Source organism: Paenibacillus sp. G34, assembly GCF_056856875.1.
Genome location: NZ_CM166469.1, coordinates 696,893 through 714,338 on the forward strand (window position 1 = coordinate 696,893; position 17,446 = coordinate 714,338).

The 17,446-nt window shown below is 47.8% G+C and carries 15 protein-coding genes; 13 read left to right on the forward strand and 2 right to left on the reverse strand.

Going from position 1 to position 17,446, the window contains the following annotated elements:
* Positions 1-41: 41 nt before the first annotated feature.
* From AC1VYS_RS03240 to AC1VYS_RS03270, 7 genes are all read left to right on the forward strand, one after another.
* Positions 42-2,414: a heavy metal translocating P-type ATPase gene (locus AC1VYS_RS03240; RefSeq protein ID WP_482912975.1), complete on the forward strand. Its 2,373-nt coding sequence runs from the start codon at positions 42-44 to the stop codon at positions 2,412-2,414.
* Between the two features lie 121 nt (positions 2,415-2,535).
* Positions 2,536-2,892: an SdpI family protein gene (locus AC1VYS_RS03245; protein ID WP_482912976.1), complete on the forward strand. Its 357-nt coding sequence runs from the start codon at positions 2,536-2,538 to the stop codon at positions 2,890-2,892.
* Between the two features lie 393 nt (positions 2,893-3,285).
* A complete protein-coding gene (locus AC1VYS_RS03250) occupies positions 3,286-3,744 on the forward strand; it encodes a helix-turn-helix domain-containing protein (RefSeq protein WP_482912977.1) in 459 nt (152 codons plus the stop codon).
* Positions 3,745-4,049: 305 nt separating this feature from the next.
* Positions 4,050-5,270, forward strand: coding sequence for an MFS transporter (locus tag AC1VYS_RS03255; protein ID WP_434748162.1), 1,221 nt, complete (start codon positions 4,050-4,052; stop codon positions 5,268-5,270).
* 206 nt (positions 5,271-5,476) lie between these two features.
* Positions 5,477-5,899: a universal stress protein gene (locus tag AC1VYS_RS03260; protein WP_482912978.1), complete on the forward strand. Its 423-nt coding sequence runs from the start codon at positions 5,477-5,479 to the stop codon at positions 5,897-5,899.
* 661 nt (positions 5,900-6,560) lie between these two features.
* The gene (locus tag AC1VYS_RS03265) at positions 6,561-7,985 is read left to right on the forward strand and encodes an aldehyde dehydrogenase family protein (RefSeq protein WP_482912980.1); all 1,425 of its coding nucleotides are present in this window, start codon (positions 6,561-6,563) and stop codon (positions 7,983-7,985) included.
* Between the two features lie 476 nt (positions 7,986-8,461).
* Positions 8,462-9,229 carry a MerR family transcriptional regulator gene (locus AC1VYS_RS03270; protein WP_482912981.1) on the forward strand — a complete coding sequence of 256 codons (768 nt, stop codon included), beginning with the start codon at positions 8,462-8,464 and terminating at the stop codon, positions 9,227-9,229.
* A gap of 168 nt (positions 9,230-9,397) precedes the next feature.
* Here AC1VYS_RS03270 and AC1VYS_RS03275 read toward each other — a convergent pair whose 3' ends face one another.
* Complete coding sequence (locus tag AC1VYS_RS03275; protein ID WP_154892181.1) at positions 9,398-9,877, reverse strand: GAF domain-containing protein; 480 nt, start codon at positions 9,875-9,877, stop codon at positions 9,398-9,400.
* Positions 9,878-10,065: 188 nt separating this feature from the next.
* On the opposite strand from AC1VYS_RS03275, the gene AC1VYS_RS03280 reads away from it, so the two are divergent.
* From AC1VYS_RS03280 to AC1VYS_RS03295, 4 genes are all read left to right on the forward strand, one after another.
* Positions 10,066-10,362 carry a hypothetical protein gene (locus AC1VYS_RS03280; RefSeq protein WP_482912982.1) on the forward strand — a complete coding sequence of 99 codons (297 nt, stop codon included), beginning with the start codon at positions 10,066-10,068 and terminating at the stop codon, positions 10,360-10,362.
* Positions 10,363-10,591: 229 nt separating this feature from the next.
* Positions 10,592-11,164: a GNAT family N-acetyltransferase gene (locus AC1VYS_RS03285; protein WP_339835182.1), complete on the forward strand. Its 573-nt coding sequence runs from the start codon at positions 10,592-10,594 to the stop codon at positions 11,162-11,164.
* A 292-nt stretch (positions 11,165-11,456) separates the two neighbouring features.
* Positions 11,457-12,965 carry an MDR family MFS transporter gene (locus AC1VYS_RS03290; protein WP_339839169.1) on the forward strand — a complete coding sequence of 503 codons (1,509 nt, stop codon included), beginning with the start codon at positions 11,457-11,459 and terminating at the stop codon, positions 12,963-12,965.
* A 159-nt stretch (positions 12,966-13,124) separates the two neighbouring features.
* The gene (locus tag AC1VYS_RS03295; protein ID WP_482912983.1) at positions 13,125-13,616 is read left to right on the forward strand and encodes a hypothetical protein; all 492 of its coding nucleotides are present in this window, start codon (positions 13,125-13,127) and stop codon (positions 13,614-13,616) included.
* A 50-nt stretch (positions 13,617-13,666) separates the two neighbouring features.
* Here the strand turns inward: AC1VYS_RS03295 and AC1VYS_RS03300 are convergent, their stop codons facing one another.
* Positions 13,667-14,128, reverse strand: coding sequence for a MarR family winged helix-turn-helix transcriptional regulator (locus AC1VYS_RS03300; RefSeq protein WP_441931153.1), 462 nt, complete (start codon positions 14,126-14,128; stop codon positions 13,667-13,669).
* Positions 14,129-14,593: 465 nt separating this feature from the next.
* On the opposite strand from AC1VYS_RS03300, the gene AC1VYS_RS03305 reads away from it, so the two are divergent.
* A complete protein-coding gene (locus AC1VYS_RS03305; RefSeq protein ID WP_482912984.1) occupies positions 14,594-15,928 on the forward strand; it encodes an MFS transporter in 1,335 nt (444 codons plus the stop codon).
* A gap of 200 nt (positions 15,929-16,128) precedes the next feature.
* The gene (locus AC1VYS_RS03310; RefSeq protein WP_482912985.1) at positions 16,129-17,439 is read left to right on the forward strand and encodes a hypothetical protein; all 1,311 of its coding nucleotides are present in this window, start codon (positions 16,129-16,131) and stop codon (positions 17,437-17,439) included.
* Positions 17,440-17,446: the final 7 nt, after the last annotated feature.

Genomic DNA, 17,446 nt, shown 5'->3' on the forward strand with positions numbered 1-17,446 from the left:
GAAAGAACTACTTTTTTCGGACTGCAAAGGGGAGAATTCACATGGGAACCGGACAGGAACAGGTGAAAAGGGAACTGCTGCTTGACGGACTGGATTGTGCGAACTGTGCACTTAAGATTGAAAATGGTGTGAGTAAAATTAAAGGCATTAACGAATGCTCTGTTAATTTTGTGACCAAAACGTTATCGATGTATACCACATCGGATATGGATGAGCAGGTAGTGGAGGAAGCAAAGCGTAAGGTACTTCGGCTGGAGCCACATATTCGTATTTCGGAAAAAGGGCCGGGGCGTCAATCTCAGAGCCAATCGAATGAACATCATGATCATGCTCCTTCCGATGGACACTTCCATTCATCGGGTAGTCATGCCCACACGAACGTAAGCCAATCGGCGGGCACGCATCAGCACCAACATCAGAGTCATGCACATTCACATGACCACGCTCATGATCACGGACACAGTCATGCACATGATCACAATCATGACCACAGCCATACGCATAACCATGCCGACAGCAGTGACGCTCATGCAGGCCATTCGCATGAACATGGCGCCGGACAGACCAAAACATTACTAGCTCGCCTTGCTGCTGGTTCTGTGTTGCTTGCTGCAGCAATCTGGTCACCACTGGATGGCTGGGCACAGCTTACGCTATACGTGGTGGCTTACATCATCGCTGGCGGCGATATCGTGTTACAGGCATTCAAAAACATCATTCGCGGCCAGGTGTTTGATGAATACTTCTTAATGACGGTTGCAACACTTGGTGCATTTGCCATCGGAGAGTATCCGGAAGGTGTTGCGGTTATGCTGTTCTATCAGCTCGGAGAGCTGTTCCAGGGCATGGCGGTCAACCGCTCACGTAAGTCGATTCAGTCTCTGATGGATATTCGCCCGGACTATGCGAATGTACTCACGGGTGCAGGGGAAGAGACCCGGCGTGTCTCTCCGGAAGAGGTTCGCATTGGCGACCGTATCGTAGTTAGGGCTGGAGAACGTGTACCTCTGGACGGTATTGTGAAGGCAGGCCGCTCTATGGTTGACACATCAGCTTTGACAGGGGAATCCGTTCCACGGGAGTTGGAGACGGGAAGTGACGTGCTTAGCGGTTTTGTGAACAAAAACGGCATGTTAACCATCGAGGTCACCAAAACCTTTGGAGAATCCACGGTATCCAAAATTCTCGATATGGTGCAGAATGCTAGCAGCCGCAAGGCGAAAACGGAACATTTTATCAGCAAATTTGCCCGGTATTATACACCGGTTGTGGTCATTCTCGCTGCACTTATTGCCTTTTTGCCACCTCTGTTGCTTAGCGGTGCAACGTTTGCGGACTGGATCTACCGTGCACTGGTGTTTCTCGTTATTTCATGCCCTTGTGCGCTGGTTGTATCGATTCCGCTTGGTTTCTTCGGTGGTATTGGTGCGGCTTCGCGAAACGGCATTCTGGTCAAAGGCAGTAATTATCTGGAGGCTCTGAATGATGTTAAAGTGGTGGTTTTCGATAAAACGGGTACACTAACCAAAGGTGTTTTCAAAGTCACATCTGTTCACCCCGATGGCGCGCGTACAGAAGAAGAAGTAATGAAACTGGCGGCGATTGCCGAAGCAAACTCCAATCATCCGATTGCAGAATCCATTCGTGCTGCTTGGGGAAAAGCTATTCCCTCGCAAGGTGTAGATGGATATGACGAGGTCGCTGGACACGGAATCAAAGTAAATGTGAACGGTCAGGAAGTGCTCGCAGGCAACGCGAAGTTAATGGAACAGGCAGGGATTATGTATACGAAGCCGCAGACGGTGGGAACGGTCGTGCATATTGCCGAAGCTGGCAAGTATGTCGGACATCTGATCATTGCGGACGAAGTAAAGGATGATGCAGCGTCAGCGATACAGGCACTTCAAAAGCTAGGCATTCGCAAAACAGTAATGCTGACCGGTGATGCCAAAGCGGTGGGCGAAGCGGTTGCACACCAGCTCGGGGTGGATGAGGTTCATGCCGAGCTGCTGCCACAGGACAAAGTCGAACGGCTGGAGCAACTGGAAGCAGCCAAATTGCCGAAGGAAAAGATGATTTTTGTCGGTGATGGCATCAATGATACTCCTGTTCTGGCACGTGCCGATGTTGGTGTAGCGATGGGCGGACTGGGATCGGACGCGGCGATTGAAGCAGCGGATGTGGTCATCATGACGGATGAGCCATCCAGAATCGCTAGTGCCATCCGCATTGCCAAGCGAACACGCCGCATCGTCTGGCAGAACATCGGATTTGCATTGGGCGTCAAAGCCATTTTCCTGCTGCTCGGTGTATTCGGGATCGCCACCATGTGGGAAGCGGTGTTCTCCGATGTGGGAGTGACGGTGCTCGCGGTACTGAACGCGATGCGGGTTCTACGAATTAAGGACGTTTAAATTGTTGAAACGTACAGCACGGCTCTGCGTATATACGTAGAGCCGTTTTACTATTTTTATGGCTGATGAGTAGTCGGTATGAAGGCTATGAAAGCTAAAGAGAAGAGAAGGAGCGAGCATTTTGGCAGGAGCATTATTGGGGATTATCTGCGGAGTATGTTATTTCATTTTGGGATTGATGGTGTATAAGAAGCCGCCAAAACAAATTAACGGAATATATGGGTATCGGACACCACGGGCCATGAGTGACCCGACATTATGGGAAGAAGCACAGCGGTACAGTTCGGCATTGATGATGCAGTTTGGTTTTATTATCACCGCCTTTGGTGTCATCGGTTTCTGGCTTACAGATGTGAGAGCATTGGTGTTAAGTCTAGTTGCTATTGGCTTTTATACCATCAGGCTGTTTACTCGGGTGGAAGGACGTCTGAAACAGATGCAGCGGGCACAGCTGGAACAGGACAAGCAGGGGAAGTAAGGCAAGGCAAGGTAAGAAAAGATAAGAAAAGATAAGATAAGGTTAGGTTAGAGACGATCAGAGAAGAGAATAAGAGAAGGTCAAGACAAGGTCAAAACAAGGTCAAAACAAGGTCAAAACAAGGTCAAAACAAGTAATGTTAATGAGTACTTACAGAACAGTACGTGCAGGACAACATGCTTCATGACCTGTATAATCATTGAGATCCGCGTATGCGGGTCTTTTTTTGTCTTCATTGAGCTTCTATTTCTAGTGGTAATGGTTCATATGATGAATCATTTCATTAATCCTTCTAAGAGATACGGTACAACTAAAATCTAACGTTGACGTTAATGTTAGTTTTATATATAATTATGTACATAATATTAATGACATATAAAAGAGGTGGAGCAAATGAGTTTGTTCAAAATTGATGATGTCGCCAAAGCCTGCGGACTGACGAAGCGTACCATTCGATATTACGAAGAGATTGGTGTGATGCCTTCACCTCAGCGAACAGATGGCGGAACGCGGCTATATTCACAAGATGATATCAACTATTTGAAAAAAGTGGTTCGAGCGAAAGAGGTACTTGGCTTTTCGTTACAAGAACTTCATGCCTATGTCGCTACGACAGATGCGCTGAACGAGCAGCGATTTGACTACCAGCAGACAACCGAGGTGAGGGAACGGATTGAAAAGCTCACCCGAATGGAAGTCACATTGGATGGTCAATTACAGTTGCTGGAGCAGAAGCTTCAGAGTATTCACGCTGTACAACAGGAGCTGGAGGAGCTGCGAGGGCGTGTTAAGACAGGTATAGCAACATTGAAAAGTCGCACTGAACTGAACAACGGAAATGAAAACGACTAATGGATTAACAACATGAACCGAGTGAGAAGAAAAGAAGTGAAAAGAAATGAGAAGAAGTGAAGAAAAGCTTCACAAACAAACGGAATTAACTGAACTGGAAGCCTGTGAGAATGTCCCAAGTTAATGTGGCATGAGATGGATCAACTACGACCGTGAGCTTTAGTACATACACTGGAAACTCCGGTGTGCTTGTGCTGTCTTGGCGTCCTATGTATTGAAAATACGAACGAAGTATTCTGAAAAATTTCAACGTTTTGAAAAAAAACAAAAATCCAACATAACATTCAACATCGGAGGAATGACCTATGAAAAGAGAACCATCACTACCTGACGAATTGCCGTCATCCCGCGGAGGTTTATTATCCCAGCCACGAGCGGTCTGGGCTGTAGCCTTCGCATGTATCATCTCGTTTATGGGACTTGGTCTGGTTGACCCGATCTTGCCAGCTATTGCGGATCAACTGCACGCGTCCAAAAGCCAAGTGTCCTTGCTGTTTACCAGCTATAACGCGGTAACGGGGATCGCCATGCTGATTACGGGTGTGGTATCCAGCCGTATCGGTGTTAAATGGACACTGCTCAGCGGTATATTGCTGATTATTGTCTTTTCGTTCCTTGGCGGTACATCTGACACAGTCGGAGCGCTGGTTGGTTATCGCGGGGGCTGGGGACTCGGGAATGCCTTGTTCATCGCCACCGCGTTGTCGGCTATTGTTGGCTTGTCTACTTCTGGGACAGCCAAGGCTATTATTTTATACGAAGCAGCATTAGGTCTCGGGATTGCCGTTGGTCCGCTGCTTGGCGGGGAACTGGGTTCCATCTCTTGGCGCGGCCCGTTCTACGGGGTAGCTGCCCTGATGGCGATTGCTTTTATCAGCATCATGTTTATGTTGCCCAAAATGGCTAAACCCAAAACGCGTAGCACCTTGTCCGATCCGTTCAAAGCGCTCGGGTACCCTTCACTGAAAACGTTGGCGATTACAGCCTTTTTATATAACTTTGGATTCTTTACCTTGATGGCTTATTCACCTTATGTCATGAAACTGGACGAACACGGCCTCGGTTATGTCTTCTTCGGATGGGGGTTGATGCTGGCGATTACGTCCGTCTTTGTGGCACCGAAGCTACAGCGCCGATTTGGCTCCGTGCCATCGATGAGTGTCATGCTCACGTTGTTTGCGCTGGACTTGCTGGTGATGGCTGTTGGTACGGTGATGGGATCATCGACAACGGTGATTGTCGCGGTTATCGTGGCAGGTATCTTCCTTGGAATAAACAATACGTTGATTACGACAGCTGTGATGGAAGCAGCGCCAGTGGAGCGTTCCGTAGCATCCGCGGCATATAGTTTTGTGCGGTTTATGGGTGGTGCGCTCGCACCTTGGCTTGCGGGTAAATTATCGGAATGGTTTTTGCCAGAAACGCCGTTTTACTTCGGTGCGCTAATGGTGCTGATTGGTGTGGTTGTATTGCTGATGCGCCGTCGTCACCTGCGGGATATCGATGCTTCGATTACAGCTCATTAATGATTATCAATCACAGCTTATTTATGTTCAATAATGCTAACTAATGATCAACAAATGCTAACTAATGCTAACTAATGATCAACAAATGCTCACTAATGGTTCATGGATATTTTGCGATTTCAGCACTCGTGTATAAACATTGTGGATAGACCTTAACAAACCAATCAACAATATTTCGTGCTGATCAACAGACTGGAGGAATGGATATGCTAAAACGAATATTGGTCGCTGTAGATGAATCCGATCATGCGAGTAAAGCCTTGGAGCAGGCCTTGATGCTGGCCGAACAGATGAAAGATCCTGTCAGTTTAACCATCGTGCACGTGAATCCATCGATCTCAATTAACGAACCCGTGCTTGGGATTGACTTGGAGGAACGCATTGCTGAAGAAGGGAAGCGCCTGATTGAGCCAATTATTGAGCAATTGGCTAGTCGCGGGGTGTCCTATGAGACGATGCTGGTCGCTGGTGATCCAGTGACAGAGATCTGTCGCATTGCACGCGAACAGCGAGTTGACCTGATTGCGATGGGTACTGGCGGTAAACGGTTGCTGGCAGAGATTGTAGTCGGCAGTGTTAGTCACGGAGTGCTGAAGCATGCCGACTGTCCGGTTTTGACGGTGAAATAAAGCTGCAACAATTCTAACGATCTCAGGAGAGCTTATTTTGCGGAAAAATGCCATTTTAAAATTCTAACGATCCGTAGAGACGCTATTTGGTTCTTTTGGTGTGAAAAACGAGTAATTATCGTGTTTTGGAGTGAAATAAGGTTTGTGGTGATCGTTAGAATTCTATGCGCCTCAAATGAGGCTAAATAAGGTTCCTGGTGATCGTTAGAGCTCGGGAGTACCATCTCAAGCCAGTCCTGTGGTTCAACTAGCTACCTTCATATTTGAGAGTTATAGCTCATGAAGCAAGATGTGCGATATACGTGAACGTTACAGGTTTATAGGTAGTAATGATGATATGACGATAGGGACTAGCAACAGTGTGGAGTACTCTGTGGAGAGGCAGCACAGTAATGGCACCCGTCAACAGTACTCAGTAACGGCGCCACAGTACGGTAGCCAGCAACAGTGCCCAGTAGCGCTGCTCATGTACATCCCGACCAACGATGAATACCGAGTAGCTTCTATCATTCTGTCAACTGGGTGGATGAACGCGAAATAGTGTATAACTAGAGTAGGGTTATCTAAGATAGTTACTTCCTTACAAGTGATGAGTATCAATGAATGCGATTGATGATGAATCGTGAGAATATGAGGAATCGAAGGAACGGAGGATGCGTTTATGAAAAAACAACATCTGCTTATCGGCGGCAAGCATACCGAATCGGGACAATATACAACACTCCAGGCGCCGTATTCCGGGGAAACGTTGGCAGAAGTGGCTTCCGCCTCGGCAGAGGAGACCGAGGCGGCCATTGCGGCGGCTGTGAAGGCGCGTAAAACGATGCGACAGATGCCTGCACATCAGCGAGCGGACTTACTGTACAAGTTATCCGTCATGCTGGAGGAACGCAAAGAAGAGGCCGCACGCGTCGTCGCACTAGAGGCAGCGAAGCCGATCACTGCGGCAAGAGCCGAGATTGATCGAACGATCGAGACCTATCGGTTTGCTGCCGAAGAAGCAAAACGTTTAACCGGAGAGACGGTTCCGATGGATGCTGCCAAAGGTGGCGAAGGTCGAGTTGGTTATACAATGCGGCAGCCACTCGGGGTTATTGGTGCAATTACGCCGTTTAATTTTCCTATGAATTTGGTTGCACACAAGGTTGGACCCGCGCTGGCTGCCGGGAATACCATCGTGCTTAAACCTGCGGAACAGACACCGCTGTCTGCCTATTACATCGCGAATTTGCTCCAAGAAGCGGGACTGCCAGATGGAGCGCTCAACGTTGTGAGCGGTGAAGGTAAAACGATTGGTGATGTGCTCGTAGGGCATCCTGATGTGGCTTACATCACATTCACTGGCAGCCCAGCTGTTGGGACAAGTATCCGCAGCAATGCTGGACTGAAACGAGTTACGCTGGAGCTGGGTTCCAATGCGGCTGTCATTGTAGACAAGGATGCCGATTTGGACAAGGTAATCCCGCGTTGTGTTACAGGCGCATTCACCTATCAGGGGCAGGTATGCATTTCATTACAGCGTATCTATGTGCATCAGGCGATTGCTGAGCAGTTTATTCAGCGCTTTGCCGAAGCAGCTGCACAGGTTGTGATCGGTGATCCGCTGAATGAGGATACGGTTGTGTCCGCACTTATTACTTCTAAGGATGTGCAGCGCACTCTGGACTGGATCAATGAGGCGAAACTGGCGGGAGCAACGGTTGCAACTGGTGGCGAGGCTGAAGGCGGCGTGCTGCGTCCAACAGTGCTTGTGAATGTGCCGCGTGATGCCAAGGTATCCTGTCAGGAAGTATTTGCGCCAATTGTTGTGATTAACTCGGTGGATTCCGTAGACGAGGGTATCCAGCATGTCAACGACTCCATGTATGGACTTCAGGCTGGAGTGTTCACGAATGATATTCAAACAGCGCTTCGAGCTGTGGATGAAATTGAAGCGGGCGGTGTAATGATCAATGATATTCCGACATTCCGGGTGGATCATATGCCGTATGGCGGGGTGAAGCAAAGTGGCATCGGGCGTGAAGGTGTGAAATATGCCACGGAAGAAATGACGGAATTGAAGTTTGTCATGTTTAATAAAAATTAAGCGAGTCCGGCAATTGTCATAAAGCGATAGCTATAAATTTCCTGAAAATCCTGTGCCTATCTCATAGATACAGGATTTTTTGGGTATAAACGATTACGAAAAACGATTGCCAAAAGGGGAACGATGTCTACAAAAATACAATATTTTTCTTCAATGACTACAGGTTCACATGAAGTGAGGAGGGTATTAATTAGGTAACATCCTGCAAACGAATGTCTGAATCGTTGTTTCATAGAGCATGGGTGCACGTATATTTTAACTACGGGTTCAATCTTTATGGATGATGATAATGTTGGGTGCGTATATCTGAAGGACTAGTGGAGTTTTTCCAAAACACCCAGTGTAAAAGAGTTCTTCCGTTACCGAGCAGGATAGGGTTTTGCATGTCAATTCTTTTGTGTTTTTTAAATATAGCGCAGTAACAATGCGGCGGGTGAAGACAATGAACACGCAGATCAGGTAGGAGGTGAACTCATATGGCGTATTCTATGACGGATGTATCCGGTATGTCAGGTGTGAGCTTAAGTGAGTTAAGCCATTATGCGGAGCTGGGGTTACTGTCTCCTGCTTTTCGCGGACTGGATGAGGATATGTATTTTGAAAAAAAGGAACTGCTGAAACTTCAGCAAATTCTGTTCTGCAAGGAAGTTGGTGTGCCAGAGAAAGAGATCAGTTCTATGCTTAAAGAGGAGCCTCTAGAAATGGTACGTGTAATGCAACAACATCGTATCCGCCTTCTCGAGGAGGCCCTTCGCCTGCACGGTTTGATTCAGACGTTGGATCGAACGGTCTCCTATCTGCAAGGAGAGCAGACAATGGAGGAGCATGACCTGTACCATGGTTTTGCGCATGACACAGGTCATACCCGGCTTCCAGAAGCAGATCAAACACAGTTCTCGCATAATACACTGCGGGAAAGCGATCTGAAAAACGAAAAGATGGAACTGAAATCCAAGGAGGATTTCTTGGACTCACAGGCCCGGATTGATCGGATTCATCTCGATCTGAAACAGGCACTTGAGCTTGGCCTTGAGCCGAGCAGTCCGGATGTGCAGAAGATTATTGGAAGACACCTTGAATGGATCAAAGGGTATTATACACCTACGGCGGAGATCTATCGGGATTTGGCCAATCTCTATGTGGAGCACCGGGATTTTCGGAACATGTATGATGGCTACCATCCGCGATTGGCAGAGTTTCTGCGTGAGGGAATGATTATCAAAGCGGCACAGGATCTATCCTAGATGCATAAAGTAACATGGGCGGGCAAGAACATCGGTGTGAACATAGCAACAAAAAGCGCAGACCTCTGAGAGGCTGCGCTTTTTGTTAACACATATCGATAGCACCATCATATGGCGTGAGGACATAAATCCTCTTGTTCGTCTGAATTGTAAATGATTCAAAACGGCTTACAGCTGCTCAACGAGCAAGCTGACGGCTTTTTCCAGGAAGATACGATCTTCATCGTCAAAACGATTTTTGATCGGGCTGTCGATATCCAGCACCCCGTATAATTGTCCGTCTTTGATAATCGGAACAACGATCTCACTATTGGAAGCAGCATCACAGGCGATATGGCCTGGGAAAGCATGAACATCATCAACTACGAGTGTACGTCTCTCCGCAGCAGATGTACCGCATACTCCGCGTCCAAGTGGAATACGGATGCAAGCAGGCAATCCCTGGAAAGGCCCGAGGACCAGTTCTTTTCCATCATACAGATAGAATCCGACCCAGTTGGTGTCGGTTAGAAATACATTGAGCAGCGCAGCAGCGTTAGCCAGATTGGCAATCGCACTAGGTTCATCGCGGATCAGAGCACTTAACTGTCCCAGGACGGCGGTGTGCTGCTCGCTTCGTGTTCCTTCATAGGAAACAGCTTGAAACATGGTGAATCACCCTCCCGAGCAAAAATGGTACTTATTTTCAAGATTAGTGCAGAGGATGCGGTTAGTCAAGCGGAATGATTTTGGAAAGAGGTGGAATTTCCTGAATCATGCGCCTGTTTCTCGGGTACTTTCGCGGGGTAATTACTTAGCAACCAAGAAGGGCTACAACCCTGGAAGGAGCTTAGCTTATGCATGCAGAAGTACAGAACCTATTTGTACGAATTCATCTTCTATATTTTGCCCAAAATGAGGATTTAACCGTAAGCGACGCGCTGCCTTTGTTAGAAGAACGAGGATATCGCGTGGGTGAGCGTGAGATCAAGCAGGAGCTTGAACACCTGACGCAAGAGAACTTCCTGACTGCCCACGGAGATCAGTGGAGCCTGACCGGGACAGGGATCGAGGAGTATAAGGAAATTGTCGCTGTGCTTGGACGGGTGAGCGAGGAATTACTTGCTGGTGGCAAGAAAGCTTCTCCGGCTTAAGGATTTAGTAAGTGCGACTTTGCGAGAGATTGGGTAAAAATGATTGACCCTCGGCGTAAACAGGACAACCTGTGCTGGTGGATTCATAGGTACGTCAAGACCGGGAGCAGATGCGCCCGGTTTTTTGATATGATCTGAGGAGTGAACAGTTGCCAATTGGTGCAGGTTATGGTTAGATGGCTAATGAATCTTATGGTCTGCAAGAAAGATCGGATCGGAGTGTCAGGTAATGTATAAATGTAAAGGAAGAATCCCGGAGCTTGAGACTGCGCGGCTTCGTTTGCGCAAAATGCGCCGCAAGGATGCGGCCCAGATGTTCGTACACTGGTCAGACCGGGAAGTAACGCGGTATATGAATCTCGCGCCCATGATTGGGACAAGCGAGGCGGCCGATATGATCGGGCTGCTGAATCATATGGCAGGGGAAGAGGATGCCATTCGGTGGGGCATCGAATTAAAGGCTACTGGCAAACTTATCGGCAGCTGCGGATTTAACACATGGCAGCTGGAAGGTGCATTTCGTGGTGAGATCGGATATGAGCTTGGCCGTGAGTACTGGCGTTACGGGTATATGTCCGAGGCATTCACGGCACTGCTACCCTTTGGTTATGAGACCATGGGATTGAACCGGATTGAAGCACTTGTGGACCCGCGTAACGCAGCTTCGGGAACGTTCCTGACAAGCCAGGGATTTACACGCGAGGGCCTGCTTCGCCAAGTACAGCATACGTCTACGGGATACAAGGACATGGTGATGTACTCGCTATTATATGATGAGTTCCTTCGCAACAAGAGGAGGTAGTGGCAAGGAAGGTAGGAAAAGATACTTAATTTATTTTGAGATTACACATTAACGAAGAAACAGAACAAAGCTGGAGAAGCGAAGCGTTCGTCTAAAAGCTTTCGGCACGAAAGCTACATCGGAAGCATAGGCTTACCACCGGATTACCCCTTTTAAACAAAATAAGATCAAAAAAATCTGGGGGTAACAACCATCGAAAGATTGTTCTGGCTCGCAGTGGGCATGTAAATAATATCTTCTAATGGTTAAAGAGAAAAAAGAGAGAAGGGTTTGTGTGAATACAACAGGAGGTTTGAAGCGCAGTTTCATTCTGGCGGGTTTGTTGCTGGCAACATTTCTGTCCGCGATTGAAGGCACGGTGATCGGTCCGGCGGGTCCAACGATTGTCAGCGAATTGGGGAGCGTGCAGCTGCTCAGCTGGATTTTTACCGCATACCTGCTCACCATGGCAGTCAGTACCCCGATTTTTGGCAAAATCAGTGACATATATGGACGTAAACCCGTTTTTCTTATCGGCTGTGCCTTATTTTTGCTGGGATCACTTTTATGCTGTCTTTCGCAGAATATGGAGCAACTGATCATCTACCGTGCCATTCAGGGGATTGGCGCAGGTGCTGTCGTGCCGGTTACCTTTACGATTATCGGGGATATTTACCGCATTGAGGAACGTGGCAAAATCCAGGGCTGGATCAGCTCGGTATGGGGCATTTCATCTCTCGTTGGCCCATTGCTCGGCGGTTATTTCGTGGACAACCTCGGCTGGCAGTGGATCTTCGGATTTAATGTACCGTTTGGCTTGCTTGCCATGTGGTTTGTATTCCGTTATTTGAAGGAGGACATCTCACCACGCACGGCCAAAATTGATTATATGGGAGCGCTGACCTTCACCGTTGGTATTACAGCCTTGCTCTTTGTTTTATCGGCGGGTGGGCAGTATTACGCATGGAGTTCTCCATTGATTGTGGCACTGAGCATCGTTGCCGTGCTGTTTATCATCTTGTTTTTTGTGGTGGAAAAAAGAGCCCAGGCCCCGATGGTTCCACTCCATCTGTTCCGTATCCGGGACATCCGGGTGGCGAATATCGCCGGCCTGCTGACCAGCACCTTGATGATCGGCTTAACCAGTTATTTGCCTCTCTGGGTGCAAGGGGTTCGCGGAGGTAATGCAACGGAGTCCGGGTTGTTGCTCGCACCCATGTCCGTGGGTTGGCTGATTGGCAGCGTGCTGGCAGGAAGGCTGCTGCTCAAGATCGGATCACGGTTGACCACATTAATTGGACTTACCGGAATCGCCGTTGGCTCGGGCGGGTTGTTCTTGGTTGGCGGGACTTCTCCGCAGGTCGTGCTGTTCATTTTGACCTTTATTTATGGGCTCGGGTTTGGTTTCGCCTTTACGATCTTCACCATCATTGCACAGTCTTCTGTGGGGTATAAAGAGCGTGGTTCCTCAACAGCACTACATACGTTCATGCGTACACTCGGCCAGACGATTGGGGCAGCAGCATTCGGAACGTGGCTGAACTTCCGCATCTCGGCACTGTCGAGTGAACAAAATTTGGCGGCGTCAGGTATTTCGGAAAAGGATCTGAATGAGCTGCTTGCACCGCATACGGATGTTGCGTTATCGGACGAGAAGTGGGCGCTGCTGCGCAATGTGCTGGAAGGCAGTCTGCACTCCTTGTTTGTCATCATGTTTGTGATTGCGATAGTTTCGTGGGTTACTACATTAGCTTTGCGCAAACGGCTGATCGTTCCCGAGGATGCTGATGCGCCGCCACAAGTGGAAGCCATGCAGAAGTAACGGACATGCTGGGGGAAGGAATAAATGCACCGCAAAACAATGGGATTCAAGGATCGAAGCATATCATCGCGATCTCCTAAAAAAGCAGCTGAACATTAGCTGCTTTTTATATTTCAATGGGTTTGGTATGATGAATTGGAAAAAGGAGGATGGTGTGAATTGAGCAACCCGAAGTGGCTAGCCCTGCATTCCGTTTCTTTTCCTGCCCGTATCTTCTCAGCATTGCTGACTTGTATTTCAACCTCTGTCATTATGGTTTTTATTAACTATGTACCGGTTGCCGACCGAATGGAGGATACGTACTATTATCCGCTATGGTATTCATTAGTTATAGCTATACTGATTACTCTAGCAATCGCCATTTTTCTTGTTCTTCCGCTGTCGCTTTTGACAGATGCGGTGACTCTGTCCTTAGCGCGACGATTCAAGGGAGTTGCGATGCAAGTTGTTTCCATCATGATTGGTTATGTTCTGTTAGCAGGATCAAGCGGTGTTCTGTTCTCTGTTTTTGTGTTTCGGGAAGATACGTTTCTTTACATGGGGGCAATCCGCCAGATGTTTATCTTCATCCCGATCTTTCTGGGCTGGCAATATATTTTGAGGGCTGGGTCTCATTGGCTGAAAATCAATAAAAGAATAAAGACCGGATAAGCCTTAAGTGAAGGCTTATCCGGTCTTTTCATTATACGGCTAACCCAATTCTAGCTGCTCGCTGACAGACTTTCTGCACCGTGAGCCAGTCTGTCCAGCAGTTCGGATAGCAGTTCCTTATCCTCTTCGCTAAGTCCGCTGACCGCACGATCAATCTTGACCGCATATCCTGGATAGATGTCATCCATCGTACGCTGACCTTCTTCGGTCAGTTCAACAAAAATAATGCGTCGGTCTTGAGGACAATGTTTGCGGCGCAGCAGCCCCTTTTGCTCCAATTTATCAATGACATAGGTGACATTGCCGCTCTGCAACAGTAATTGAGCCCCTACCTGCTGGATTGGTTGTGCTCCTTTCATGTATAACACTTCGAGCACCCCGTAGGCAGTCGGGTTAAAACCATGTACTTTACTTCCAGATACAGCGTGTTCATTCACACTTTTGAACGTATGAGCCAGGGTGCGGTACAGATGAAGTGAACGTTCTGTCCCGATCTCTTGTAATTCCAGCATGCTGATCCCGCCTTTCAGTGTATTTATATAAGTTGACGTGATATATGAAGGTTCTCTTTGCTGTATAAGTTTGAACTAAGGTTAATTTACTCGTAAATAATAGTTAAACTTATACAATGCGTTTAGTAAAAGATCAGATCAACTTATATGAGTTGGATCATTATATCGATTGACGAATCAGAGGATCGTCATATATTCATTGTAGACCTCAATTTGGCCGAAAAACATGCGATATGTCACAAGATTTGCATTTTTAGCATTTAAAATTTGATCATTTGTCACGATTTATAATACATATTTTAGATTGGAGCAACCAAATGGATTAGAGTGCAGAATACCAGGGGAATGAAAAATCATCCCGTAGATGTTCTATCATCTCCGACTCGGGCAGGAGGTTTTGCCCGAGTCTCTTTTATATAATCATTTTCATATTAGATATTCGGAAAATGATGGAGGAGAAGTGGAATGACGACAAACCACAATTTAGCAGGGCAAGGGGCACTGAAACAAAACCGTGCATTCATGACATTGATGGTATCTCAGGCGATATCTAACTTGGGGGACTGGCTGCATCTGTTGGCTATTTTCACACTGGTAGGGCTTCGCTGGAATGCAACACCTTGGGAGATCACGTTTGTAATGTTATCTGCGGCACTGCCGATGCTACTCACAGGGCCGTTTGCCGGTGCTCTGGCAGATCGCCTGAACCGAAAGTGGATGATGATTACAGCGGATGCTGCCCGAATTATCATCGTAGGTGCATTTATTTTTGCGGATCAGATTTGGCATATTTATGTTTTGCTTATTCTTAAATCCCTATTTGATGTCATGTTCTCACCCGCCAAGAACGGCAAATTAAAAGAAATTGTGCCGCATCACCAGCTTGCTCAAGCGGTTTCCATTAGCTCGGTGATTGAACAGATGTCCAAAATTATCGGCCCGGCACTGGGCGGATTACTTGTAGCCGGGTTTGGGATTACGTGGTGTTTTGTGCTGGATGCATCGTCATTTCTGATTTCTGGCCTCATTTTATTGTGGATTCCTGGACATCGGGTGATCCAACGAACGAATTCTGACGTAACAGGAGTAGAGGAAAAGACAGCAGGATCGACTCAAGTCAAAAAATCCTTTTGGAAAGAAACACTTGAGGGTATCCTTATGCTAGCTTCACTTCCTCGCGTAGGAACATCACTTCTTTTGCTGGCAGCTGCGATTTTGTTTCTGCAATTTGCCGATTCACAAACGGTTGTTTTGTTCAGGCAACTACCTGGAATTTCGGGTGATCTGCTTGGATGGTGCGTTGCCGCAAGTGGTGTTGGAACGTTAATCGCGGCGATGAGTGTCCGGAAATGGAAAACAGCGAGCCACGGGTTGAAAATGGGGCTAGGCACCGCCGTAACAGGTCTTGTTATCGGAACGGCCGGATTAGTCGTGGTTGTATGGCCTTCAGCAGGAATAGGCGCACAGCTGCTTCTTATTTCGCTGTTTGCCTTGGCGGGTGTGGGTATCGGGTTTGCAGTCGTGCCTTTTCAGATTCTGCTGCAAGAACAGACCCCTGAGCCAATGACAGGCAGGGTGTTTGGTACCGTAGGCAGTGTGATGACAACGAGCAACATTCTCGGCCCTGTGGCTGGCGGGTTATTAGTGACTTCGTTTGGTGTTGTGCCTGCGTTTGTAAGTTCAGGCATTCTGTTGACACTGCTGGGTTTACTGTATTTATTGAAGCCAAAAGCGAAGCGTGGAGATGATCTGGAGGCAGTTCTTCCGGCGAAATCCGTGGCAACCGGAGAGGTGCCGTAAGGTGGTTTTTGAGAGGTAATCGCCCCAACAGATGGAGGAAATTATTTTAAATTTAAAATATTTTTACTGAAAAATCGTTTGAGGAAACGCCTTCATGTTTAATGAGGAACAGGCAGAAATCCCTGTATTCTAATTAATCCTAGGGGAAAACTCATATGCCTTGTCCCACCAACGCTAGTGCGGAAAGGGGGTGAAGCAACTTGAACTTAAAAGGGAAATTACCCAGATCGATCACTCGTCTGGCAAGCATTCCGTTAGCCATTTTGGCTGGAACGTTGGTTATGGGCATCGGTTCATCGCATGCATATGCCGATGATGCTCAGAATCAGGCAGGTTCAAGCAAATCGTCCAGCGGATTGTCACTGAACCTTTTTTCACGCGATGCAGATGGCAGTCTTGATCTGACTCCATCGATATCTCTATCCACACCATTACTCGATGTAGAAGTTCCTTCGATCCAAACGAATGCATCTACCGGCAAGCTAAGTGTATCTGAGTTGAAGGTCGATACACCGCTTGGATCGGCAGGAACATCGCAGATTGGCATCGATGCGAAGCAAGGGACGGTGGATCTTCCATCTGTACAAGCAGATACGCCTGTCATTCGAGCAGATGTGTCCAGCGGTCAGGTGAATCTTCAGGAGGGAACAGCTTCCTTGCCGGGAATTAAAGCTGAGGTTCCTGAGGTTATCAAAGCAGAGACGTCTGCTGTACAAACGGACTTGCAACAAGGCAAGGTTGAACTGCCTTCCGTGAAAGTTGACGTTCCTGAAGTTACATCGCTCGATGTCAGGGCATCAGGTGTAAACCTGAGCGAAGGCAAGGTTGAACTTCCGGTGGTGAAACCGGAGCAGCCCGAGAATACTTCAGAGCAGCCTGTTGCTGTGCAAGCACCTAGAGATGAGAAGCGATTTTCTAGTACAGCAACGGATTCACCTTCGTCTCAGGGCAAGGTGAGTGGACAGAACACGGCACAAGATGAAATACAGGTTACAGGTCAGGTGATTGATCGTGAGATTAATCCGGACTCAATCAACGAACCTCCTGTTTCTCAGGCTGTGCCTGTGGAACAGGATCGTCTGAACCAACGTGCTGAGAAGACAAATGCAAACGTATCTGTACTGGATAATGAGTGGTTGCAAATGGACACATCCTTTGGCAGATCAACAGCCGAGGACCAGGATCAGAGGAATCTGAATATAGATCAGGTAGTACCTGAAAAGCAGGATGAAGCCTCTGCACCTTGGCAACCAAGGACTGAACGACCGGCCAACTGGTCTGTTATGGCAATAGCTCCTGCTGCAACGAGTACCTCTACAGGTACAAGCTCCGGTTCGTCCGGTGTGACAGGGGGCGGAGCATCCGTTCCAGCTGCAGCACTGCCTTTAGCTTTAACAAGTCCGATGATGCCGGGTTATGGTTTTGCTTTTGACATGGAACGTTTGGATGGTTTCAGCCAGTGGTCACAAGCACCACCGGGTCAACCGCCGAAATATACCTCTTTCTCATAAACAACAA

Coding starts and splice junctions, on each gene's coding strand:
- AC1VYS_RS03275 (WP_154892181.1), bottom strand. CDS start 9,877: ATGTTTCAAGCTGTTTCCTATGAAGGAACACGAAGCGAGCAGCACACC.
- AC1VYS_RS03240 (WP_482912975.1), top strand. CDS start 42: ATGGGAACCGGACAGGAACAGGTGAAAAGGGAACTGCTGCTTGACGGA.
- AC1VYS_RS03305 (WP_482912984.1), top strand. CDS start 14,594: ATGACGACAAACCACAATTTAGCAGGGCAAGGGGCACTGAAACAAAAC.
- AC1VYS_RS03270 (WP_482912981.1), top strand. CDS start 8,462: ATGGCGTATTCTATGACGGATGTATCCGGTATGTCAGGTGTGAGCTTA.
- AC1VYS_RS03265 (WP_482912980.1), top strand. CDS start 6,561: ATGAAAAAACAACATCTGCTTATCGGCGGCAAGCATACCGAATCGGGA.
- AC1VYS_RS03255 (WP_434748162.1), top strand. CDS start 4,050: ATGAAAAGAGAACCATCACTACCTGACGAATTGCCGTCATCCCGCGGA.
- AC1VYS_RS03260 (WP_482912978.1), top strand. CDS start 5,477: ATGCTAAAACGAATATTGGTCGCTGTAGATGAATCCGATCATGCGAGT.
- AC1VYS_RS03280 (WP_482912982.1), top strand. CDS start 10,066: ATGCATGCAGAAGTACAGAACCTATTTGTACGAATTCATCTTCTATAT.
- AC1VYS_RS03250 (WP_482912977.1), top strand. CDS start 3,286: ATGAGTTTGTTCAAAATTGATGATGTCGCCAAAGCCTGCGGACTGACG.
- AC1VYS_RS03300 (WP_441931153.1), bottom strand. CDS start 14,128: ATGCTGGAATTACAAGAGATCGGGACAGAACGTTCACTTCATCTGTAC.
- AC1VYS_RS03285 (WP_339835182.1), top strand. CDS start 10,592: ATGTATAAATGTAAAGGAAGAATCCCGGAGCTTGAGACTGCGCGGCTT.